The organism is Streptomyces sp. NPDC085932 (assembly GCF_044540525.1).
Classification (GTDB): domain Bacteria; phylum Actinomycetota; class Actinomycetes; order Streptomycetales; family Streptomycetaceae; genus Streptomyces; species Streptomyces levis.
This window is the reverse complement of the sequence record NZ_JBITSJ010000007.1, coordinates 150,790-173,227: the sequence shown is the minus strand read 5'-3', so window position 1 is coordinate 173,227 and position 22,438 is coordinate 150,790. Positions and strand designations below refer to the sequence as shown.

At 73.5% G+C, this 22,438-nt stretch carries 21 protein-coding genes; 12 read left to right on the top strand and 9 right to left on the bottom strand.

Annotated features, from left to right (window positions below):
- Positions 1-73: 73 nt before the first annotated feature.
- The 4 genes from ACIGAQ_RS30880 (at position 74) to ACIGAQ_RS30865 (ending at position 4,112) form a co-directional block, all read left to right on the top strand.
- Positions 74-2,281, top strand: a complete 2,208-nt coding sequence (locus ACIGAQ_RS30880; RefSeq protein ID WP_399788744.1) for an MMPL family transporter — start codon at positions 74-76, stop codon at positions 2,279-2,281.
- A 125-nt stretch (positions 2,282-2,406) separates the two neighbouring features.
- Entirely contained in the window at positions 2,407-2,922 is a 516-nt protein-coding gene (locus ACIGAQ_RS30875; RefSeq protein WP_399788741.1) for a YbaK/EbsC family protein, read from the top strand.
- Entirely contained in the window at positions 2,919-3,764 is an 846-nt protein-coding gene (locus ACIGAQ_RS30870) for a DMT family transporter (protein ID WP_362279639.1), read from the top strand. The genes ACIGAQ_RS30875 and ACIGAQ_RS30870 overlap by 4 nt, the downstream gene beginning before the upstream one ends.
- A gap of 72 nt (positions 3,765-3,836) precedes the next feature.
- Complete coding sequence (locus ACIGAQ_RS30865) at positions 3,837-4,112, top strand: DUF1876 domain-containing protein (RefSeq protein WP_311681621.1); 276 nt, start codon at positions 3,837-3,839, stop codon at positions 4,110-4,112.
- A gap of 15 nt (positions 4,113-4,127) precedes the next feature.
- On the opposite strand, the gene ACIGAQ_RS30860 is transcribed toward ACIGAQ_RS30865, so the two are convergent.
- The 6 genes from ACIGAQ_RS30860 to ACIGAQ_RS30835 all read right to left on the bottom strand — a co-directional run bounded on the left by ACIGAQ_RS30860 (position 4,128) and on the right by ACIGAQ_RS30835 (position 8,965).
- Positions 4,128-5,300, bottom strand: coding sequence for a serine hydrolase domain-containing protein (locus ACIGAQ_RS30860; RefSeq protein WP_399788736.1), 1,173 nt, complete (start codon positions 5,298-5,300; stop codon positions 4,128-4,130).
- Positions 5,301-5,337: 37 nt separating this feature from the next.
- Positions 5,338-5,793, bottom strand: coding sequence for an organic hydroperoxide resistance protein (locus ACIGAQ_RS30855; protein WP_362279643.1), 456 nt, complete (start codon positions 5,791-5,793; stop codon positions 5,338-5,340).
- A 105-nt stretch (positions 5,794-5,898) separates the two neighbouring features.
- Positions 5,899-6,360, bottom strand: a complete 462-nt coding sequence (locus tag ACIGAQ_RS30850) for a MarR family transcriptional regulator (protein WP_311681624.1) — start codon at positions 6,358-6,360, stop codon at positions 5,899-5,901.
- 10 nt (positions 6,361-6,370) lie between these two features.
- Positions 6,371-7,138, bottom strand: a complete 768-nt coding sequence (locus ACIGAQ_RS30845; protein ID WP_399788733.1) for an energy-coupling factor ABC transporter ATP-binding protein — start codon at positions 7,136-7,138, stop codon at positions 6,371-6,373.
- Positions 7,126-7,887 carry a cobalt ECF transporter T component CbiQ gene (gene cbiQ, locus ACIGAQ_RS30840; protein WP_311681626.1) on the bottom strand — a complete coding sequence of 254 codons (762 nt, stop codon included), beginning with the start codon at positions 7,885-7,887 and terminating at the stop codon, positions 7,126-7,128. Before cbiQ ends, ACIGAQ_RS30845 begins: the two co-directional genes overlap by 13 nt.
- A 1-nt stretch (position 7,888) precedes the next feature.
- The gene (locus tag ACIGAQ_RS30835) at positions 7,889-8,965 is read right to left on the bottom strand and encodes an energy-coupling factor ABC transporter permease (RefSeq protein WP_362279649.1); all 1,077 of its coding nucleotides are present in this window, start codon (positions 8,963-8,965) and stop codon (positions 7,889-7,891) included.
- Between the two features lie 169 nt (positions 8,966-9,134).
- Here ACIGAQ_RS30835 and ACIGAQ_RS30830 point away from each other — a divergent pair, with 169 nt between their 5' ends.
- Positions 9,135-9,500, top strand: a complete 366-nt coding sequence (locus ACIGAQ_RS30830; protein ID WP_362279651.1) for an SsgA family sporulation/cell division regulator — start codon at positions 9,135-9,137, stop codon at positions 9,498-9,500.
- A 65-nt stretch (positions 9,501-9,565) separates the two neighbouring features.
- On the opposite strand, the gene ACIGAQ_RS30825 is transcribed toward ACIGAQ_RS30830, so the two are convergent.
- From ACIGAQ_RS30825 to ACIGAQ_RS30815, 3 genes are all read right to left on the bottom strand, one after another.
- Complete coding sequence (locus ACIGAQ_RS30825) at positions 9,566-11,233, bottom strand: penicillin-binding transpeptidase domain-containing protein (protein ID WP_399788728.1); 1,668 nt, start codon at positions 11,231-11,233, stop codon at positions 9,566-9,568.
- A 96-nt stretch (positions 11,234-11,329) separates the two neighbouring features.
- Positions 11,330-12,961: a penicillin-binding transpeptidase domain-containing protein gene (locus tag ACIGAQ_RS30820; RefSeq protein WP_399789400.1), complete on the bottom strand. Its 1,632-nt coding sequence runs from the start codon at positions 12,959-12,961 to the stop codon at positions 11,330-11,332.
- 131 nt (positions 12,962-13,092) lie between these two features.
- A complete protein-coding gene (locus tag ACIGAQ_RS30815) occupies positions 13,093-14,841 on the bottom strand; it encodes a dolichyl-phosphate-mannose--protein mannosyltransferase (protein ID WP_399788725.1) in 1,749 nt (582 codons plus the stop codon).
- A gap of 133 nt (positions 14,842-14,974) precedes the next feature.
- Between ACIGAQ_RS30815 and rsmI the strand changes: the two genes are divergently transcribed.
- The 7 genes from rsmI to ACIGAQ_RS30780 all read left to right on the top strand — a co-directional run bounded on the left by rsmI (position 14,975) and on the right by ACIGAQ_RS30780 (position 22,399).
- A complete protein-coding gene (rsmI, locus tag ACIGAQ_RS30810; RefSeq protein ID WP_399788722.1) occupies positions 14,975-15,820 on the top strand; it encodes a 16S rRNA (cytidine(1402)-2'-O)-methyltransferase in 846 nt (281 codons plus the stop codon).
- A gap of 197 nt (positions 15,821-16,017) precedes the next feature.
- A complete protein-coding gene (locus tag ACIGAQ_RS30805) occupies positions 16,018-16,434 on the top strand; it encodes a hypothetical protein (RefSeq protein ID WP_311681633.1) in 417 nt (138 codons plus the stop codon).
- A gap of 97 nt (positions 16,435-16,531) precedes the next feature.
- Complete coding sequence (locus ACIGAQ_RS30800; RefSeq protein ID WP_311681634.1) at positions 16,532-17,413, top strand: TatD family hydrolase; 882 nt, start codon at positions 16,532-16,534, stop codon at positions 17,411-17,413.
- Positions 17,414-17,550: 137 nt separating this feature from the next.
- The gene (locus ACIGAQ_RS30795; protein WP_399788719.1) at positions 17,551-19,122 is read left to right on the top strand and encodes a ubiquitin-like domain-containing protein; all 1,572 of its coding nucleotides are present in this window, start codon (positions 17,551-17,553) and stop codon (positions 19,120-19,122) included.
- Between the two features lie 32 nt (positions 19,123-19,154).
- Complete coding sequence (rsmA, locus tag ACIGAQ_RS30790) at positions 19,155-20,042, top strand: 16S rRNA (adenine(1518)-N(6)/adenine(1519)-N(6))-dimethyltransferase RsmA (protein ID WP_362279663.1); 888 nt, start codon at positions 19,155-19,157, stop codon at positions 20,040-20,042.
- Between the two features lie 78 nt (positions 20,043-20,120).
- Positions 20,121-21,020, top strand: a complete 900-nt coding sequence (locus ACIGAQ_RS30785) for a 4-(cytidine 5'-diphospho)-2-C-methyl-D-erythritol kinase (protein ID WP_399788715.1) — start codon at positions 20,121-20,123, stop codon at positions 21,018-21,020.
- 137 nt (positions 21,021-21,157) lie between these two features.
- Entirely contained in the window at positions 21,158-22,399 is a 1,242-nt protein-coding gene (locus tag ACIGAQ_RS30780) for a HEAT repeat domain-containing protein (protein ID WP_399788712.1), read from the top strand.
- The last annotated feature ends 39 nt before the right edge of the window (positions 22,400-22,438 follow it).

Here is a 22,438-nt window from a genome sequence, read left to right as displayed (position 1 = left end):
ACGTCACCGCTCACGTCGTCGGGCTGATCACCCCTGCCCTGAAGACCTCACGACTGACCGGGAGTACGCCCTCGTGGCCACATTCCTCTACAAACTCGGCCGGCTCTCGTTCCGGCGGCGGCACCTCGTCGCCCTGATATGGGTGGCCCTGCTGACCCTCGCCGGCGTCGGCGCGGCCGGCGCCCCCGCCGCGGGCAACAGCTCGTTCTCCATCCCCGGCACCGAGGCGCAGAAGGCCTTCGACCTGCTGGAGCAGCGCTTCCCCGGCACCAGCGCCGACGGCGCCACCGCACGCGTGGTCTTCAAGGCGCCGAGCGGCGAGAAGATGACCGACCCGGGCAACAAGGCGACGGTGCGGGAGACCGTCAAGGAGCTGTCCGACGGCTCCGAGGTCGCCCGCGTCACCGACCCCTACCAGGCCAAGGCCGTCAGCAAGGACGGCACGATCGCCTACGCGCAGGTGTCGTACAAGGTCTCCGGCATGGAGCTCGACGACGCCTCCAAGGACGCCCTGGAGGACTCCGCGCAGGACGCCCGGGAGGCCGGGCTGACCGTCGAGATCGGCGGTGACGCGCTGCAGGCGGTGCCGCACACCGGCTCCAGCGAGATCATCGGCATCGCGGTCGCCGCCGTCGTCCTCGTCATCACCTTCGGCTCGCTGGTCGCGGCCGGACTGCCGCTGCTGACGGCGCTCATCGGCGTGGGCATCGGGGTCTCCAGCATCACGGCCCTGGCGAGCGCCCTGGACCTGGGCACCACCACCTCCACCCTCGCCATGATGATCGGCCTCGCGGTCGGCATCGACTACGCGCTGTTCATCGTCTCCCGCTACCGCGCCGAGCTGGCCGAGGGCCGCGAGCGCGAGGAGGCGGCCGGCCGGGCCGTCGGCACGGCGGGCTCCGCCGTGGTCTTCGCCGGCCTGACCGTGGTGATCGCCCTGGTGGGCCTGTCCGTCGTCAACATCCCGATGCTGACGAAGATGGGCATCGCGGCGGCGGGCACCGTGGCCATCGCCGTGCTGATCGCCCTCACCATGATCCCGGCCCTCCTCGGCTACGCCGGCCGCAAGGTCAGGCCCGCGGGGGAGAAGGGCAAGGTCCTCGGCCGGGCCAAGGCGCAGGACGCGCCTGCCAGCCCCAACCTGGGCAGCCGCTGGGCGAGCTTCGTGGTCCGCCGCCCGGTCGCGGTCCTGCTGCTCGGCGTCGTCGGCCTCGGCGCGGCCGCCGTCCCGGCCGCGAGCCTCGAACTGGGCCTGCCCGACGACGGCTCCCAGCCCACCTCCACCACCCAGCGCCGCGCCTACGACCTGCTCTCCGAGGGCTTCGGGCCGGGCTTCAACGGCCCGCTGATGGTCGTGGTCGACGCCAAGGGCAGCGACGACCCGAAGGCCGCCTTCACCGCGGTCGGCGACGAGATCAAGGGCCTGAAGGACGTCGTCACGGTGACGCCGCCCGCGCCCAACAAGGCCGGTGACACCGCCACCATCACCGTGATCCCCGGCTCCAAGCCGTCCTCCGTCAGCACGGAGGACCTGGTGCACGGCATCCGGGACGCGGGCACGGACGTCAGGGCCGACACCGGCGCGAACGTCCTGGTCACCGGCAGCACGGCCATGAACATCGACGTCAGCCAGAAGCTCAACGACGCGCTCGTGCCCTACCTGGTCCTGGTCGTCGGCCTGGCCTTCCTGCTGCTGATCGTGGTGTTCCGCTCGATCCTCGTCCCGCTGAAGGCGGCCCTCGGCTTCCTGCTGTCGGTGATGGCGGCGCTCGGCGCGGTCGTCGCGGTCTTCCAGTGGGGCTGGCTGTCCGGCCTCATGGGCGTCGAGCAGACCGGGCCCGTCATGTCGATGATGCCGATCTTCATGGTCGGCGTGGTCTTCGGACTGGCCATGGACTACGAGGTGTTCCTGGTGACCCGGATGCGGGAGGCCTACGTCCACGGCGAGAAGCCGGCCCAGGCCGTGGTGACGGGCTTCCGGCACGGCGCCCGGGTCGTCAGCGCCGCCGCGGTCATCATGATCGCCGTGTTCGCCGGCTTCATCGGCTCCTCCGAGTCGATGGTCAAGATGATCGGCTTCGGCCTCGCGATCGCGGTCTTCTTCGACGCGTTCGTCGTCCGCATGGCCATCGTCCCGGCCGTCCTGGCCCTCCTCGGCCGCAAGGCCTGGTGGCTGCCCAGGTGGCTGGACCGCGCCCTGCCGAACGTGGACGTCGAGGGCGAGGGCCTGCGCACCGCGTCCGAGCGCGGCGACGGGGACAGGGAGCTGGTCCGCGCCTGACGGCACCCCGATGAACCGGCCGGTGAGGCTCCGTGGGGACGGGGACCTCACCGGCCCCTCGTCGTCCCGGGGCGGCGGAAGAACCCACTCGCGTGCCGGATACACGCACCGATACGGTGCCCTGCATGACGACGACAGCCGCCACTGACGCCGACAGCTCCGGAGCCCACCCCCGGTTCGCCCAGGCCCTGCGCGACCTCGGGCTCGACGCGCTCGAAGGGCGCGTGCGGCGCTTCCCCGAGGCCACCCGCACCGCCGCCGAGGCCGCCGCCGCACTGGGGTGCGAACTGAGCCAGATCTGCAAGTCCCTGATCTTCGCGGCGGACGGGGTCCCCGTGCTCGTCCTGATGGACGGCGCCTCCCGCGTGGACATCGAGCTCGTGCGCCGGGAACTCGGCGCGGAGAAGGTCACCCGGGCCAAGGCGGAGGTCGTGCGGGAGACCACCGGGTACGCCATCGGCGGCGTGCCGCCCTTCGGGCACCGCACCAGGACCCGGGTCCTCGCCGACCGCTCCCTGCTCGCCCACGACCTCGTCTGGGCCGCCGCCGGGACGCCGTACACCGTCTTCCCGATGGCGCCGCGGGACCTCGTCACCCACGCCGGCGGCACGCTCGTGGACGTGCGCGAGCGCCCCTCGTGACGCCGCTGGTCACCGCAGCCGTCCTGCTCGCCGCCGTGACCCACGCCGCCTGGAACGCCCTCGCCCACCGGATCACCGACAAGCTGGCCGGGTTCACGCTGATCTCGGGCGGCGGACTGGTGATCGGGCTGGCCCTGACGCCGTTCGCCGCGTTCCCGGCGGCCGCGGCCTGGCCGTACCTGCTGTGCTCGGCCGCCATCCACATCGCCTACTACGCGCTGCTGATGAAGTCCTTCCGGCTGGGGGACTTCGGCCAGGCCTACCCCATCGCGCGCGGCACCGCGCCCCTGGTCGTGACCGTGCTCGCCGCCCTGGTCGCCGATGAGGTGCCCGACGGCCGGGCCGCCGCCGGCATCGCCCTGTCCTGTGCGGGCCTGACCGGCGTCGCCCTGTGGGGGCTGCGCGGGCGCCGGCCCGACTGGGCGGCGATCGGGGCGGCCCTGGCAACCGGGCTGACGATCGCCGCGTACACCGTCGTCGACGGTCTGGGCGTGCGCGCCTCCGGCTCGTCGCTGGGGTACATCGCCTGGCTGATGGCGGTGCAGGGAATGGTGCTCCCGGCGTACGCCGTGTGGCGCCGGCGCGGGGAGACCGTGGCGGTGCTGCGGCCCTTCGCCGCGCTCGGGCTGCTCGGCGCGGCCCTGTCCGTCGCCGCCTACGCGCTCGTCCTGTGGGCCCAGACCCGCGCCGCCCTGGCGCCCATCGCGGCGCTGCGGGAGTCGTCCATCATCGTGGGCGCGGCGATCGGGGCCGTGTTCTTCAAGGAGCGGTTCGGGGCGCCGCGGATCGCGGCGGCCGGGCTGCTCGTCGTGGGGATCGGGCTGATGCTGCACGCCGGATAGGCCCGGGTGGGACGGGTGCGTGCGGCGGGTGGGAGGAGCACTCTGGAACTACACGTTCCGGAGGTGATCCACATGATGCACACCACGACGGGATGGCACGTCGAGCTGGAGTTCATGGAGGACGACCAGCACACGCGCGCCGCCGCGATGGTCCGGCTGCCCGACGGCACCGAGGTACGGGCGCACGGGCACGCCAGCCGGCACCGGTCCGACGCGAATCAGCCCCGGGTCGGGGAGGAGATCGCCGGGGCCCGGGCGCTCAACGAACTCGCCATGCAGCTGCTGACCAAGGCGCACGAGGAGATCGACCAGGCGTCCGGGCGCACCTCCCACCCGATCCACGTCTAGGACGGATCCGGGGCCTCAGGACGACCGGCGGTTCAGGACGTCCCGCACCGCCCGTACCAGGCCCTGCGCCCGCGGGTCCGCCGTCACCGTCTTGCGGAAGCCGTTGGTGACGTAGCCGAAGGCGATCCCCGTCTCCGGGTCGGCGAAGCCGAGGGCGCCGCCGCGGCCCGGGTGCCCGAAGGAGCCCGGGGCGAGGAAGGGCGAGGCGGTGCCGTGCAGCATGTACCCGAGGCCGAAGCGGGTGCCGACCACCAGGACCCGGTCGGGGCCCGCCGACTCCTCGGCGCGGGCCAGCTCCACCGTCTCCGGCGTGAACAGGCGGGTGGTGCCGGCGGTGTCGCCGATCAGTGCCGCGTAGAAGCGGGCCAGCCCGTCCGCCGTCGCGACGGCGTTGGTGGCGGGCAGGGCCGCCGCGAGGTAGGCGAGGTCGTTCTGCTCGGGGAACGGCGTGATGGCGGCGAAGGCGCGCCGGGTGAGGGACTCCGGATCCTGGTACGCCTCGGTGACCGAGCGCTTGGGGCGGGCGCGCAGCCCGCCGGCCGGCTCGGGGCCCTCGACACGGCCCACGCGGCCGACCCGCCCGGCCTCCGGCTCCGGCAGGCCGAGCCACAGGTCGAGACCGAGCGGACCGGTGATCCGCTCGGCCAGCCACTCGCCGGTGCCCTGCCCGGTCACGCGCCGCACCAGTTCGTCGACCAGCCAGCCGTAGGTCAGCGCGTGGTAGCCGTGGTCGGTGCCCGGCTCCCAGACCGGGGCCTGCGCGGCGACGGCCTGCGGGCCGCGCAGCGGATCGAGGGCCTCCTCGGGAGTGAGGGGCCGGTCCAGGACCGGCAGCCCGGCCCGGTGGTTCAGCACGTGCCGGACGAGCACCCGTTCCTTGCCCTGTGCCTTGAACTCCGGCCAGTAGTGCCCCACCGGCGCGTCCAGGTCGAGCAGTCCGCGCTGGTGCAGCAGCAGGAGGACGGCCGCCGCCACGCCCTTCGTCGCCGAGCGCACCACCTGGGCGGTGCCCCGCTCCCAGGGGGCCGTGCCGTCGACGTCCTTCGTCCCGGCCCACAGGTCGACGACCGGGCGCCCGTCCCGGAGGACCGAGACGGCGGCTCCCCGCTCCCCGAGGGCCTCGAAGTTGCGCACGAACGCCTCCCTGACCGGCTCGAAGCCTGCGGCCACTGTGCCGTGCACGTCCACGTCCGTACTCCTCCTCGTCGCGCCGGTTCGCTCCCCTTCACCCAAGCAGGATGGTCACGTCGATGTTCCCGCGGGTCGCGTTCGAGTACGGGCAGACCTCGTGGGCCGCGTCCACCAGCCGCGTCGCGAGGTCGGGGTCGACGACCGGCAGGGAGACGCTGAGGGCCACCGCGAGGCCGTAGCCGCGCTGCTTGTTGGGACCGATGCCCACCTTCGCGGAGACCGTGGAACCGGTGAGGTCGTAGCCCTCGCGGTTGCCGACGAGGATCAGGGCGTTGTGGAAGCAGGAGCTGTAGCCGGCTGCGAAGAGCTGTTCCGGGTTGGTGCCGTTGCCGTCGCCGCCGAGCTGCGGGGGCATCGCGACCTTGAGGTCGAGCTGTCCGTCCTGGCTGGTGACATAGCCCTCGCGGCCGCCGTGGGCGGTGGCCTCGGCGACGTACATGATCTTCGTGGGCCGGGTGTCCGCGGTGACGGCGGCGGTGGCTTCGGTCATGGTGGGCCTTCCCCAAAAACAGATGCGCGCAAGTACATCGTGCACAAGGTACTGGCCGGTAACACGCCTCGGGTCAGCAGGGGTCGGCAACCGGGGGTAACCGGTTCAGCGGGCCCGGTCCGCCGCCGCGCCCGCCCGCTCCGCCAGTGCGCCGAGCTCCGCACGCAGCCGGGCGACCTCGGCCGTGTCGAGGCCTGTCGCCGCGAGCAGCGCTCCCGGCACCCGGGCCGCGCGCTCGCGAAGCTCCTCGCCGCGCCCGGTCACCGCCACGCGCACCGACCGCTCGTCGCGCGCCGAGCGCTCACGCCGGACCAGACCCGCCGCCTCCAGCCGCTTCAGCAGCGGCGAGACGGTGCCGTAGTCGAGCCGCAGGGCCGCGGCCAGTTCCTTGACCGGGATCTCGCCGCGTTCCCACAGCACGAGCAGGACGAGGTACTGCGGATAGGTGAGGCCGAGGTCGTCGAGGAGCGGACGGTAGGCGGCCGTCACCGCGCGCTGGGCGGCGTACAGCGCGAAGCACAGCTGCTGGTCCAGCAGCAGCGACGCGTCGCTCTCCTCGTTCGTCACGCGCCCATTGTCACGGACGGGCGGGCGCGGCCGGCACGGAACGCGGATCGAAGCCGAACGGCAGCTCCAGGCGGTGGGCCCGCATCAGCTCCTCGTCGGAGAGCAGCTCACCGGTCGGGCCGTCCGCCGCGATCACGCCCTCGCTGAGGATCAGGGAGCGCGGGCACAGCTCCAGCGCGTAGGGCAGGTCGTGCGTGACCATCAGCACGGTCACGTCCAGGGAGCGCAGGATGTCGGCCAGTTCGCGGCGGGAGGCGGGGTCGAGGTTGGAGGAGGGCTCGTCCAGGACGAGGATCTCCGGCTCCATCGCCAGCACGGTCGCGACGGCCACCCGGCGGCGCTGCCCGAAGGACAGGTGATGCGGCGGCCGGTCCTTGAACTCCGCCATGCCGACCCGCTCCAGCGCCCGCTGCACACGCTGCTCCAGCTCCGGGCCCTTCAGCCCGGCCGCCGCCGGCCCGAACGCCACGTCCTCGCGGACCGTCGGCATGAACAGCTGGTCGTCCGGGTCCTGGAAGACGATCCCCACCCGGCGCCTGACCTCGGCCATGTTCCGTCTGTCCACGGGCAGCCCGGCCACCGTCACGGTGCCGGCGCCGGCGGTCAGGATGCCGTTCAGGTGCAGCACCAGGGTCGTCTTGCCGGCGCCGTTCGGCCCGAGCAGCGCGACCCGTTCGCCGCGTGCGAGGGAGAAGTCCACCCCGAAGAGGGCCTGGTGTCCGTCGGGGTAGGCGAAGGCGAGGCCCGAGACCTCCAGAGAAGCAGTCACAGGGTCCATCCCAGCAGACAGACGGCGAGCGCCGCGCCCGGGAGGGCCAGTGCGTACGACCACTGCGCCCGGGACGCGGTCACCTCGTCGATGACCGGCATGGACCCGGCGTACCCGCGGCTGAGCATGGCCAGGTGCACGCGCTCACCGCGCTCGTAGGAGCGGATGAACAGCGCGCCCGCCGACTTGGCGAGCACACCCCAGTGCCGCACGCCCCGCGCCTCGAAGCCGCGCGACTCCCGGGCGATCCGCATGCGCCGCATCTCGTCGGTGATGACGTCGCCGTAGCGGATCATGAAGGAGGCGATCTGCACGAGGAGCGGCGGCAGCTTGAGCCGCTGCAGGCCGAGGAGCAGTTCGCGCAGCTCGGTGGTGGCGGCGAGCAGGACGGACGCGGCCACGCCGAGCGTGCCCTTGGCGAGCACGTTCCAGGCGCCCCACAGGCCGTTCACGCTCAGGGACAGGCCGAGCACCTCGACCCGCTCGCCCTCCGCCACGAACGGCATGAGCACCGCGAACGCCACGAACGGCACCTCGATCAGCAGCCGCCTGAGCAGGAAGGCGGCGGGCACGCGCGCGACGAACGCGACGACCCCCAGCAGGACGGCGTAGAGGGCGAACGCCCACATGGCCTCCCGCGGTGTCGACACCACGACCACCACGAAGGCGAACACGGCGGCGAGCTTGGTGTGCGGGGGCAGGCCGTGCACGGGCGAGTGACCGTGCCGGTAGAGCTTGTGCGCGTGCCCGGCGCCCATGTCAGACGCTCTTCCCGGCGGGCTCCTCCACGGACCCCTCCACGGCGGTGGGCGAGGTGTCCCCGGTGCGGCGGCGGCGCACCGCCCAGAACACGCCCGTGCCGGCGACCACCGTCACGCCCACGCCGATGACCCCGGCCAGCCCGCCGGACAGGCGCGCGTCGTCGACGTCCTTGACGCCGTAGTCGGCGAGCGGGGAGTCCGCGACGGCGTGCTCCTCGGCCTTCTTGTCGATGCCCTGGTCGGAGGCGACCTTCTCCAGGCCGTCCGGGTCGGCGGAGGCGTAGAAGCTGACGAAGCCGGCGAGGACGAGCGAGGTGACCAGGCCGGTGACCCACAGCGTGCGCCGGGAGGTGCGGGCGGCGACGGGGGCGGGCTCGGCGCCGGGCGCGTCGACGAGTTCGCCGTTCACCCGCAGCTTCAGCTTCTGCTCCAGTCCGCGCGCCCCGTGCACGAGGTCCGGGCGCACCGCGATGACGGCACCCACCGTCAGCGCGGTGATCACGGCCTCGCCGATGCCGATGAGCACGTGCACGCCGACCATGGCGGTGGCGACCTTGCCGATCGAGACGTCGGTGGTGCCGCCGACCGCGTACATCAGCGTGAAGGCCAGCGCGGCGGCCGGGACGGACACCAGGGCGGCGACGAACGAGGCCGCGGTGACCGAGCGGCGGGTGCGGGGCAGCACCTTCACCAGGCCGCGGAAGAGGGCGTAGGCCACCACGACGGTGACGATGCCCATGTTGGTGATGTTGACGCCGAGCGCCGTCAGGCCGCCGTCCGCGAAGAGGATGCCCTGCATGAGCAGGACGACGGAGACGCACAGGACGCCCGTGTACGGCCCCACGAGGATCGCGGCGAGCGCACCGCCGAGCAGGTGGCCGCTGGTCCCGGCCGCGACGGGGAAGTTCAGCATCTGCACGGCGAAGATGAACGCCGCGACGAGACCGGCCAGCGGCGCCGTGCGCTCGTCGAGTTCACGCCGTGCGCCGCGCAGGCTCACGGCGACGGCGCCCGCGGCGATCACACCGGTGGCCGCGGAGGTGGGGGCGTTGATGAAGCCGTCAGGTACATGCACCGTTCGATGATGTGGCTAGATGCGAACGATATGCAAGAGCGTGCTCCTCGTTTTATTTCATCCGTGATATATGCGGCCTCCGCGGGCGCAATCCGGAAAATATGCGACATTGGAGAAGGGGTGGACGCACATTCTCCCCAGAGGTAGCGCACGGTGAAAGGGCCGTCCGATGTCCGTAGTCGAGCAGTACGCGCGAGCCCACATCGTCACGGACGCGGCGGTCCCGCTGATCGACGAGCTGGAGGCGATTCCGGTCACCCTGCGGTACGACCCCGAGCAGGACCCGCGTCACGTGCGGATCGCGCTGCCCGGGGCGCACGGACGGGAGTGGACCTTCGACCGCCGGCTGCTGGAGGAGGGGCTGCGGGCCCCCGTGGGCAGCGGCGAGGTGCGGGTGTGGCCGTGCGGCCGGGTGCAGGCCATCGTGGAGTTCCACTCCGCGCAGGGCGTGTCGGTGGTGCAGTTCGAGCGGCAGACGCTGCTGCGGTTCCTGCGGCGGACGTACACGGCCGCCGCGGAACCGGTCACGCACTAGACCCCGCCCGGTCACACACGGGAACCCGCCCGCCTCCGGAGCTGGGGCCCGGCCGTCCCGGGGGCTCAGCCGCCCGCCTTCAGCAGCGCCGCCACCATCGGGCCGGCCGTGGAGCCGCCGTGTCCGCCCTGCTGGACCACGCCCGCGGCCGCCAGGTCGTCCCGGTAGGCCGTGAACCAGCCGTTCGGCTTCTTCTGCCCGTCGACCTCGGCGGAGCCGGTCTTCGCACCGGTGTCACCGCCGACCCCGGCCATCGCCTCGGCCGCCGTGCCGGCCGCCGCCGTGTACGCCATCAGCTCGCGCAGCTGGGCCAGCGTCCCCGCCGACATCGTGCGCGAGGCCTTCGCCAGCGTGCGCCCGTCCACGTCCGGCGAGACCAGGTAGGGCTGGCGGAAGGTGCCGCCCTTGACGGTCGCCGACACGGACGCCATGTTCAGCGGGTTCATCCGCACCCCGCCCTGCCCGATCAGCGAGGCGCCCATCTGGGCCGCCGACTGCACGGGCACCGCGCCGTCGAAGGACGGCACCCCGATCGCCCAGTTGTTCAGCCCCAGGCCGAACACCTGCTGGGCCTGCTTGGTCAGGTCGTCGTCCTTCAGCTTCGGCGCCCGGCTGATGAAGGCCGTGTTGCAGGAGCGGGCGAAGCTCGCCTTGAACGTGCCGTCCTTGATCTCGAACTTGTCGTCGTTCTGGAACTTCCAGTGCCCGTAGGTGAAGTACTTCGGGCACGGGTGCTTCTTGTTCGCCGAGGCCAGGCCCTTCTCGATCAGCAGCGACGAGGTGACGACCTTCATCGTGGAGCCGGGGGCCAGGGAGCCCTGGAAGGCGGTGTTGAAGCCGGGGGAGGCGTTGGCCGCGGCCAGGATCTCGCCGGTCGACACCCGCACCACCGCCACCGACGACCGGGCCTTCTTCGCGACCTGCTGCTCGGCGGCCGTCTGGAGCTTCGGGTCCAGCGTGGTCCGCACCGTGCCCGGGGTGCCCTCGCTCAGCTCCAGCAGCGTCTTGTCGGACAGGTCCTTCGCCTTGGCGGCCTTCCCGCGCACGACCCTGAGCTCGATGCCGGCCTTGCCGCCGGCCTTCTTGCCGTACTTCTCACGCAGGCCGTCCAGGATCGGTCCGATGGAGGCGTACTTCTCCTTCGTCAGCTCGCCGCCGTCCCGGTCGAGCGCCTTGACCGGGGGCGTGCCCGCCTCCCCGGTGACCAGCCGGTCGCCGTCCCTCAGGTCCGGGTGGACGACCGCCGCCCGCCAGTCGACCAGCGGCCTTCCGTCGCCGGCGCGGCGGACGACGGTGAGCGCCCCGGTGTACGCGAGCGGCTTCTCGGTGCCCTTGTAGGAGACCGTGCCCTTGACGTCGAACGGCACCTTGGCGCCGGTGCGCGCGCCCGGGGTGAGGGTGACGTCCTTGACGCGGGCGTCCTTGGCGTAGCCGGTGAGCAGGGCGCGGGCCGCGGCCGGGTCGTCGGTGGCCGCGGCGGCCTGCGGGATCCTCCCCGACTGCCAGGCGGTGAGGAAGGCGCGGGCGCTGGTGGTGACCTCGGTGGCCGACAGCGGCCCGGTCTTCACCTCGGGCTTGCCGTCCGACGCACGGGTGCCGTCGTCGGCCGCGGCGCCGCCGCCGTACAGCGCGTAGGCCCCGGCCCCGGCACCCACGACGACCACGGCGATCATCCCGCCGATCACGGCGGGGCTCGTCTTCCGTCGCTCGGCGACGCGCCTTCTGTTGCCCACTGCTGTTGTGTCCTCCGTCGATCCCCGGGGTCCCCGTCGCCCTCAGCCGTCCCAACGACGGCCCCCACCCTAGAGTCCCGTCCGGCGCAGGTGAGATCAGCCACCCGTTCGTAGCACGGCTGCGACAATCGGCCCGGCCGCGTCGCCGCCGTGCCCGCCCTCCTCGGTCATGGCCGCGGCCGCGACGTCGCCCCGGAAGCCGGTGAACCAGCTGTTGGACCTGGCGTTGCCGTCGACCTCGGCCGAGCCGGTCTTCGCGCCGATGTCGCCGCCGAGGCCCCGCATGGCCTCCCGGGCGGTGCCCTGGGTGGCGGTGAGCCGCATCATCTGCTTCAGCTGGGCGGCGGTGCCGGCCTTGAGGCCCTGCGCCCGGGCCAGCTGCCGGCCGTCCAGCTCCGGCGGGACGAGGTAGGGCTGGCGGAAGGTGCCGGTGATCGCGGTGGCGGTCACCGAGGCCATGTTCAGCGGGCTCATCTGCACCTGCCCCTGGCCGATGGCACCGGCCGCCCGGTCCGGGCCGCTCACCGCGGGGACACTGCCGTCGAAGGAGGCGATGCCGGTCTTCCAGTCGTCCCGCCCCAGCCCGAAGCGCTGCTCGGCCTCCTGGGTGAGCGAGGCGTCGGTGAGCGGCTTCTCGTCGACGAGCTTGATGAAGGCGGTGTTGCAGGAGCGCAGGAAGCTGTTGGCGAGCGTGGCGCCCTCGTCGGGCTCCATGCCCGTCAGGTTCTTGAACGTCTGGCTCTGCCACACGGCGGTGTCGGGGCAGGGGGCCGGGCCGTTCATCGAGGTCACGCCGTTGTCGATGAGCATCGCGGCGGTGACGATCTTCATGGTGGAGCCGGGTGCGGCCTTGCCCTGGAAGGCGGCGTTGAAGCCGTCCGTGCGGTGGTTGGCGACGGCCAGCACCTCGCCGGTGCTGGGCTTGACGGCCACCACCGAGGACTGGTCGAACCGCTGGACCGCCTTCTCGGCAGCCGCCTGCGCGCTCGGGCTGATCGTGGTGGTGAGCTTGCCCGGCTCGCCCTCGGCGAGGGTGAGCAGCGGGGTGTCCGGAGCGTTCCCGGCGGTGTGCCGGACGACCAGTTCGACGCCGGGGGAGCCGCCGGCCTTCTCGCCGTACTTCTCGCGCAGGGCGTCCAGGACCGGGCCGAGGGAGGGGTACTTCTCCTTCGTCAGCTCGGAGCCGTCGCGGCCCACGGCCTCGATGGGCGGGGCGGCCGACTCCTCGGTGACGAGGGTGTCGTCCTTCTTCAGCTCGGGGTGCACGACGGACGGCCGCCAGTCGACCAGGGCCCGCCCGGTGGTCAGCCCGCGCACCACGGTCAGCTCGCTGCGGTAGCTCAGGGGCTTGGACTTCCCGTCGTGGGTCACCTTCGCCTTCACCGCGTACGGCACGGTGGTGCCCCGGGCCGCACCCGGCGTGATCGTCACGTCGGTGATGCGCGCCTCGTCCCCGAAGGCGGTCAGCAGCTGCTCGGCGGCCGCGTCGTTGTTCGTGTACGCCGCGGCCGCCGCGGCCTCGCCCTTCTCCCAGGCGGCGAAGAACCCGGCGGTGGTCTTTCTCACCTCGTCCTCGCCGGGCGGCCCCGACTTCTTCCCCGCCGCCACGCCGCTGCCGCTCCCGTCACCGCTCAGCGCGCTCACGATGTTGTAGGTGCCGTATCCGGCCCCGCCCAGCATCACCGCGAACACGCCGCCTATCACGGCGGCCTTGACCCCCTTGCCCATCGGGCCGTCCCCTCCCCGTTCGAGCCTCACACGCTCGATTGAACGCGTTCAGAAAGCTCGGTCCGCGAGCACTCTACGCACAGGGGGAGACACAGGGGGCGCCTGATTCGAGATTTTGACCGAATACGGATTCAGACCCAGGTGTCCAGCCACATCCGCGACCGCCAGTCGTCGATCGGGATGGCCTGGCCGGTGTACAGGGGCCAGAAATAGATGAAGTTCCAGGTGATCAGCAGGACCAGGACACCCGCGGCCGTGGCGCCCGCGACGCGGCGGGTGTCCGAGGAGCGGGGTGGCCCGATGATCGCGCCGAGGAGCATCGCCACCGCCAGGCACAGGAAGGGCAGGAAGACGACGGCGTAGAAGAAGAAGATCGTGCGCTCCTGGTACATGAACCAGGGCAGGTAGCCGGCCGCGATGCCGCAGGCGATGGCGCCCGCGCGCCAGTCGCGGCGGAAGAACCAGCGCCACAGCACGTACAGCACCGCGAAGCAGGCGACCCACCACAGCAGGGGCGTGCCGAGGGCCAGGACCTCGCGGGCGCACTTCTCGCCGGCGTCGGAGGGGCAGCCGTCCTTGCCGGGCGCCGGGGACTCGTAGAAGTACGACACCGGGCGGCCCAGGACCAGCCAGCTCCAGGGGTTGGACTGGTAGGTGTGCGGCGAGGACAGCCCGACGTGGAACTCGTAGACCTGGTTCTCGTAGTGCCACAGGCTGCGCAGCCAGTCGGGCAGGAACGTCCAGCTGCCGCCCTTGCCGTCGGTGGCGGCCCAGTTTCGGTAGTAGCCGCCGGAGCCGTTCGTCGAGGAGAGGATCCAGCCGGTCCAGGAGGCGAGGTAGGTGACGAGGGCGACCGGCACCGTGGCGAGGAACGCCAGCGGCGTGTCACGGCGCAGGACCGCGGTGTAGGGGTGCCGCGCACCGGCGACCCGGCGCGAGGCGACGTCCCACAACACCGCCATCAGGCAGAACGCGGCCAGGATGTACAGGCCGTTCCACTTCGTGCCGATGGCCAGCCCGAGCATCAGGCCCGCCGCCCAGCGCCAGGGGCGCCGGCCGAGGCGGGTCGCCTCCGCAGCGTGCCGGTCGGGCCGGACCCGGCCGTCGGCGTCCACCGGGAGCGCGGCGGCCAGTCGCTCCCGGGCCTTGTCCCGGTCGACCAGCAGACAGCCGAACGCGGCCAGCACGAAGAACATCAGCACACCGTCGAGCAGCGCCGTGCGGCTCATGACGAAGTGCAGGCCGTCCAGCGCCATCAGCGCGCCCGCCAGGCACCCCAGGAACGTGGAGCGGAACAGCCGGCGGCCGATCCGGCACAGCAGCAGCACCGACAACGTGCCGAGCAGGGCCGTCATGAACCGCCAGCCGAACGGGTCGAAGCCGAACATCAGCTCGCCGAGCCCGATGACGTACTTGCCGACCGGCGGGTGCACGACATAGGCCGCGTCGGTCGGGAGCTTCACGTTCCCACCGGACGACAGGACCAGGTCGTTGGCGTTCTTGGCCCAGTTGACCTCGAAGCCGCGGTGGACGAGCGCCCAGGCGTCCTTGGCGTAGTACGTCTCGTCGAATATCACCGCCCTGGGGCTGCCCAGGTTCCAGAACCGCAGCACCCCCGCCAGCAGCGTGACGAGCAGCGGGCCGATCCAGCCCGACCAGCGCACCAGCCGCCCCGCCAGGGTGTGCGGGACGCCGAGCGCCGCCCACAGGCGCGGCGAGGGCTCGGTGTACGGCGGCACCAGGCGGTCACGGACGTCACGGGCGTCGCTTCTGGGCTGCCCCTGGTAGCCGAAGCGGCGCAGCCGCTGCTGCCAGGGCGGCCGCTGTTCGAGCGGCGCCTGGCCCTGCCGGGTGTCCGTGGAGGACGCGGTACTGGTCACCGCGCCATCGTAGGGAACCGTGCTGTGTGAGTCCCGTGCATGGCCGGTATGCGTCCGCATCCTCCGCCCCTGGGAGGAGTGCCCCGCCCCCACCCCGGCGGTCCGCACCCGGCACCCCTGGGAGGATGGGGGCGTGACCGGAACCCTCGTACTCGCAGGCACCCCCATCGGCGACATCGCGGACGCGCCGCCCCGGCTCGCCGAGGAACTGGCCGGGGCCGACGTGATCGCCGCCGAGGACACGCGGCGGCTGCGCCGGCTGACCCAGGCGCTGGACGTCACGCCCGGGGGGCGGGTGGTGTCGTACTTCGAGGGCAACGAGTCCGCGCGGACGCCGGAGCTGGTCGAGGAACTGGTGGGCGGGGCGCGGGTGCTGCTCGTCACGGACGCGGGGATGCCGTCCGTGTCCGACCCGGGCTACCGGCTGGTCGCGGCCGCGGTCGAGCGGGACGTGCGGGTGACGGCCGTGCCCGGGCCGTCCGCGGTGCTCACCGCGCTCGCGCTGTCCGGACTGCCCGTCGACCGGTTCTGCTTCGAGGGGTTCCTGCCGCGCAAGGCGGGGGAGCGGCTCGGGCGGCTGCGGGAGGTCGCCGGGGAGCGGCGCACGCTCGTGTACTTCGAGGCGCCTCACCGGCTGGACGACACCCTGGCGGCGATGGCCGAGGTGTTCGGGCCGGAGCGGCGGGCGGCGGTGTGCCGGGAGCTGACCAAGACGTACGAGGAGGTGCGGCGCGGCGGGCTCGGCGAGCTGGCCGTCTGGGCCGCCCAGGGCGTGCGCGGGGAGATCACCGTCGTGGTGGAGGGGGCGCCGGAGAAGGGGGCGGAGGACGTCGGCCCCGAGGAGCTGGTGCGGCGGGTGCGCGTGCGGGAGGAGGCGGGGGAGCGGCGCAAGGAGGCCATCGCCGCGGTGGCCGTGGAGGCCGGTGTGCCCAAGAGGGTCGTGTTCGACGCCGTGGTCGCCGCGAAGAACTCCGGCTGAGACCGACACCCCCTGAGCAGGGCGCTTGTCGTTTGAGCGGGCGCCCCATGCGGGGGTAAACGCGCCGGGGGTCTGAGGCAAGGGACACCCAAAACGGGGCCAACAGTCGACAGGTCTGCTGCCATCGGTCCGGCCGAGGAGTCCACTGGGTCGTGGGGACGGCATCGTCCCCACGCCACAGCGGAACAGGAGCTGGCATGAGTGAGATCGCAGGGCAGACCGGGCTCCGCGCCGGTGCGACCGCCGTCGTCAACGAGTCCTACTCCTTCGCCTGCATGCGGTGCGGGCACGGGTGGGAGCAGTCGTACGAGATAGAGCACCACACGGACGCCACGGGCCACGAGTTCGTCCTCTACGTCGCGGACGGCAAGGTCGTGCCCTCCCCCCTGAGCAGGCCCACCTGCCACAACTGCGACGGGCACGTGCTGCGGATCATGCGGCCCGGCAGGGTCGCCTCGGCGCGTGACGCGGCCCACCGGTCCCACCGCGTGCCGCCGCCCGCCGGGCCCGTCCAGGCGCCCGCCCCGCAGGCCGAGGGCCCGTCCGAACAGCGCGAACCGCACCACTGGCACCTGTCCGACCTGCTGCACCCCTTCCAGCGCAAGGCGAGCTGACCCGTCCGGCTCTCCTTGTCGACGCCCTCCCCCCTCCTCCCCCGCAGGGGAGGGCGTCGCCCCTTCGCAGCGGCCGCCCTTTCGTAGGATCGGCAGCATGCCTTCGAACGACGCCGACAAGAACGCCGCGCCCCCGCTGCCGGAACCCCTGCGGGTGCCGGTCGCCGACTCCCACACCCACCTGGACATGCAGTCCGGCACGGTGGAGGAGGCACTGGCCAAGGCGGCGTCGGTCGGGGTGACGACCGTCGTGCAGGTCGGCTGCGACCTCAAGGGCTCCCGCTGGGCGGCCGAGACGGCCGCCGCGCACGACGCCGTCCACGCGACGGTCGCCCTGCACCCGAACGAGGCGCCCCGGATCGTCCACGGCGACCCCGACGGCTGGTCCCGGCAGGGCGCACGCGCACCCGGCGGGCAGGCGGCCCTGGACGACGCGCTCGCCGAGATCGACCGGCTGGCCGCGCTGGAGCAGGTCAAGGGCGTCGGCGAGACCGGCCTCGACTACTTCCGCACCGGGCCCGAGGGCAAGGACGCGCAGGAGCGGTCCTTCCGCGCCCACATCGAGATCGCCAAGCGGCACGGCAAGGCCCTGGTCATCCACGACCGCGAGGCGCACGCCGACGTCCTGCGCGTGCTGAAGGAGGAGGGCGCCCCCGAGCGGACCGTCTTCCACTGCTACTCCGGCGACGCCGAGATGGCCGGGATCTGCGCGAGCGCGGGCTACTACATGTCCTTCGCCGGCAACGTCACCTTCAAGAACGCCCGGAACCTGCGGGACGCGGTGGCCGTCGCCCCGCTGGAGCTGCTGCTCGTGGAGACGGACGCCCCCTTCCTCACTCCGGCGCCCTACCGCGGGCGTCCCAACGCCCCCTACCTCGTGCCGGTCACGGTGCGGGCCATGGCCGCCGTGCGCGGCATCGACGAGGACACCCTGGCCGAGGCGCTCGGGGCGAACACGGCACGCGCGTTCGGATACTGACCCCCGGGACCGCCGCACCACCCCGGCCGCACGACTGTGCGTAGTCGCGTCGCTTTGGAGAGTGACGACCGCTCCGCTAGGTTCTGGGGGCCCGATCCGGACCCCTCTGGACCCCTCGGCCCCTGGAGCGTGTCGGCGTGAGCAACTCCCGGTACGAGACGTACGAGCCGTACGAGACAGGCGCGTCGTACGAGCCGTATGCGTCGTACGAGCCGTACGAGCCCTACGAGCCCGAGCCGTACGAGCCGTACCAGACGTACGGTTCGGCCTGCGCGGACCCCGTGTACGGCGGCTTCGACGCGCCGCCCGCCGATCTGCACGGCGCCGAGACGCTCGGCCGCGGGACGCCCGGGGCACCGGGCGCGCGAAGGGACACCTACCGGCCCGCCTACGAGGCACCGCCCCTGCCCGGACTGCCCCGCCAGGGCGCGGGCGGCCCGGACGGGCGGACGGTACCCGCGTTCCCGGTGTTCCCGGCGGAACCGGGGGCGGAGCCGGAACCGGGCCGGGGCCCGGACGAGCGCGCGGGGTCCCGCGCCGCAGCACGCGCCGCGGCGCGCGCCGGCTCGCACCGCAGGTCCGCGCGGCGGCGGAAGGCACGCTCCACCGAGCGCCCCGACAGCTCGGTGCGCCGGCTGCTCCCGCAGGCCCTGGTCGTGGCCTTCCTCGCCGGCGGCACCACGGCGTTCGTCGCCGAGGACAAGGCCGTCGAGCTGAACGTCGACGGCGAGACGCGCACCCTGCACACCTTCGCCGACGACGTCACCGAGCTCCTCGCCGAGGAGGGCGTCGAACTCGGCGCCCACGACGTCGTGGCCCCCGGCCCCGGCACGGAGCTGACCAGCGGCGACGAGATCGCCGTGCACTACGCCCGCCCCGTGCGGCTCACCCTCGACGGCCACCGGCGCCAGGTGTGGACCACCGCCCGCACGGTGGCGGGAGCGCTCCGGCAACTGGGGGTGCGCCAGGAGGGCGCGTACGTGTCCACCTCGCGCTCCCGGCGCATCGGGCGCGAAGGGCTCGCCCTGGACGTGCGGACCGAGCGCACGGTCACGGTCATGGCGGACGGCCGGGCCCGCACCGTGCGCACCAACGCGGCGACCGTCCGGGAGGCCGTCGAGGAGGCCGGCATCACCCTGCGCGGCCAGGACACCACGTCCGTCCCGCAGGGCAGCTTCCCGCGCGACGGGCAGACCGTCACGGTGCTGCGCATCACCGGCGGCAAGGAGGTCCGCGAGGAGCCGATCCCCTTCCAGGTGCGGCGCACGGAGGATCCGGAGCTGTTCCGGGGCACGGAGGTCGTGGAGCGCGTGGGCGAGCCGGGCCTGCGCCGCATCACCTACTCCCTGCGCACGGTCAACGGCGTCAAGCAGAAGCCGCGCCGGGTCAGGACCGAGGTGGTGCGCGAGCCCCGCTCGCAGCTGGTCAGGGTCGGCACCAAGCCACGGCCCCAGTCCGTGCGGGGCGCCGACCACCTCGACTGGCAGGGCCTCGCGGCCTGCGAGTCCGGCGGCCGCCCCGACGCGGTCGACCCCTCCGGCACCTACGGCGGCCTGTACCAGTTCGACACCCGCACCTGGCAGGCGCTCGGCGGCAGCGGACGGCCCCAGGACGCCCCGGCGGCGGAACAGACGTACCGGGCGAAGAAGCTGTACGTGCGACGCGGCGCCGGCCCCTGGCCGCACTGCGGGGGGCGGCTGCGCGGGTAGGCGGGCACGAAACCCCCCGTACCCTTGTCCCCGTGACCAGCCCCGCCCCCGACGCCCTCCTCGGCCCCGCCGACATCCGCGAGCTCGCGGCAGCCCTCGGCGTCCGCCCCACCAAACAGCGCGGACAGAACTTCGTCATCGACGCGAACACCGTCCGCCGTATCGTCCGCACCGCCGAGGTCCGCCCCGAGGACGTCGTCGTCGAGGTCGGCCCGGGGCTCGGGTCGCTCACCCTCGCACTGCTGGAAGTGGCCGACCGGGTCACGGCCGTGGAGATCGACGACGTGCTCGCCGGCGCGCTGCCCGCGACCGTCACGGCCCGCATGCCGGGGCGCGCGGACCGTTTCGCGCTGGTCCACTCCGACGCGATGCACGTCGCCGAGCTGCCGGGCCCCGCCCCGACCGCGCTCGTCGCCAACCTCCCCTACAACGTGGCCGTCCCGGTCCTGCTGCACATGCTCGACACCTTCCCGAGCATCGAGCGCACCCTCGTGATGGTCCAGGCGGAGGTCGCCGACCGCCTCGCCGCCGGACCCGGCTCGAAGGTGTACGGCGTCCCGTCGGTCAAGGCCAACTGGTACGCCGAGGTCAAGCGCGCCGGGGCCATCGGCCGGAACGTCTTCTGGCCCGCGCCGAACGTGGACAGCGGCCTGGTCTCCCTGGTCCGCCGGGCCGAGCCGGTCAAGACGACCGCGTCGAAGGCCGAGGTGTTCGCCGTGGTCGACGCGGCCTTCGCCCAGCGCCGCAAGACGCTGCGGGCCGCCCTGGCCGGCTGGGCGGGCTCCGCGGCCGCCGCCGAGGAGGCCCTCGTCGCCGCCGGGGTCTCGCCGCAGGCCCGGGGCGAGTCCCTGACCGTGGAGGAGTTCGCGCGCATCGCCGAGCACCGGGCGAACCGGCACCGGCGGGAGGAGACCGCGTGAGCGCCACGTCCACCCGGCACCGGCAGGAGGAGACCGCGTGAGCGCCACGTCCACCCGGCACCAGCAGAAGGAGACCGCGTGAGCGTCACGGTCCGCGTCCCCGCCAAGGTCAACGTCCAGCTGGCGGTGGGCGCCGCCCGCCCCGACGGCTTCCACGACCTGGCCAACGTCTTCCTCGCGGTCGGCCTCCATGACGAGATCACCGTCACCCCGGCCGAGGAACTCCGCGTCACCTGCGAGGGCCCCGACGCCGACCAGGTCCCCCTGGACCGTACGAACCTGGCGGCGCGGGCGGCGATCGCGCTGGCCGAGCGGTACGGCCGCAGCCCCGACGTCCACGTCCACATCGCCAAGGACATCCCGGTCGCCGGCGGCATGGCGGGCGGCAGCGCGGACGGCGCCGGTGCCCTGGTCGCCTGCGACGCGCTCTGGGGCACCGGCGCCTCCCGTGAGGAACTCCTGGAAATCTGCGCCGAGCTGGGCAGCGACGTGCCGTTCAGCCTGGTCGGCGGGGCCGCTCTCGGCGTCGGCCGGGGCGAGCGGCTGACGCCCCTGGAGGTCGGCGGCTCCTTCCACTGGGTGTTCGCCATGGCCGGGCGGGGCCTGTCCACCCCGGCCGTGTTCCGGGAGTTCGACCGGCTCGGCGAGGGCACGGACATCCCCGAGCCCGTCGCCTCGCAGGAACTCCTCGCCGCGCTCGCCAAGGGCGACCCGGACGCGCTCGCCGCGGCCGTCTCCAACGACCTGCAGCCCGCCGCGCTCTCCCTCTTCCCGGAACTCGCCGGCACCCTGGCCACGGGCCGTGCCGCGGGCGCCCTGGCCGCCCTGGTCTCCGGCTCCGGCCCGACCACGGCGTTCCTCGTCCGCGACCCCGAGTCGGCGGCCGCGGTGGCACAGGCCCTGACGGCGTCCGGCACGTGCCGCACGGTGCGCACGGCCTCCGGCCCGGCCCCCGGGGCGACGGTCACGAGGCACTGACAGCGCGGCGGCCGGCCGCTGACAGCGACGGCGGCCGGTGTCCGTCGCGAGGGTCCCCGCAGGTTAATCGCGTGCGGTGACCGGTCGTCGGCGCTTAGGCTCCCCCGGTTGTTCCGGACCACGGGGGAGGCGCGAGCGTGGGGGATCTGGTCGCGGCGGTGCGGCGGGGTGACGCGGACGAGGTGCGGGCCCTGCTGGAGGCCGGAGCCGATCCCGAGACCCCGGACGAGGGCCTGCCGGTCCTGTGCCGGGCGGTCGCCGCCCACGACGAACCCGTGACCGAAGCCCTGCTGGAGGGCGGCGCCGACCCCCTGCGCCGCCTGCCCGACGGCAGCACCCCGCTGCTGCGGGCGGTGGACGGCGGATCACACCTGCTGACCCTCACGCTCGCCACCCACCGGGTGCCCCTGCCCGCGCCGGCCCGCGAGGAACTGCTGGCCCGCGCCCGGCACTGGGTCGAGACGGGCGCGGAGGCGGAACTGCGGCGCCGCACCGGACTCACCGGCCCCGTCGAACGGGTCCGCGTCGAGGACGCCGAGATCGGCTGGTGGTGCAAGCAGCTCACCCTCGGTGACCTGACCGTGCGCGACGGGCACCGGGCCGTCCTCACCTCCCTGGAGGTCCGCTACGGCATCCGTGCGCCCTTCGACGACCTGGTGGCACGGGCCCTGGCCCACCCCGACCGGGACCACGTCGTCTGGTCCGACGTGGTGTTCACGCTCGGCCGCCGGTTCGACGAGGAGACCTGGCAGTGGACCAGGGACCTGCTCAACCACCCCGACCGGCTGCACCGCCTGCTCGCCGCCGAGGTCCTGCTGTTCCTGATCCTCGGGGACGCCTTCCAGGGCAAGGACCCCTTCTGGGAGCGGGGCAGGGAACTGGTGCCCTGGGCCGAGCAGGAGCAGGACCCGGAGGTGCTGGCGGCCCTCCTCAACGCCATGACCCACGACAGCGCCCCGGAGATCGAGGCCGTCGGCCTGTCCTTGCTCACCCACCCCGACCCGAGGGTGCGCGCCCTGGTGCCGGACGCCCTGGAGCGGACGGGGGACGGCCGGGGACCGGCCCGTCCCCAGGGGCTGACGGCGGTGCTGGCCCTGGCCCGTGACGAGGACGCCGGCGTGCGCGAGGCGGCCTGCCGCTGGCTCGCGCACCACCGGGGGCCCGAGCCCGAGGTGGGGGACGCCCTGCTCGCCCTCACCCACGACGAGCGGCAGTCCGTCCGCATCGGTGCCGTCTCCGGTCTCGCCCACCGCGACGATCCGCGCTGCGTGGAGGCCGAGCACCGGATCGGCCCCCTCGACCCGGAGCTGCCGTTCGACCACAGGCTGCTGGACGTGAGCCGGTACCGGCAGCGCCGGGAGGGCTCCGCCGGCTCCTGAACACGCCGGCCGGAGCACCCCGCGGCCCGACTACCCTGG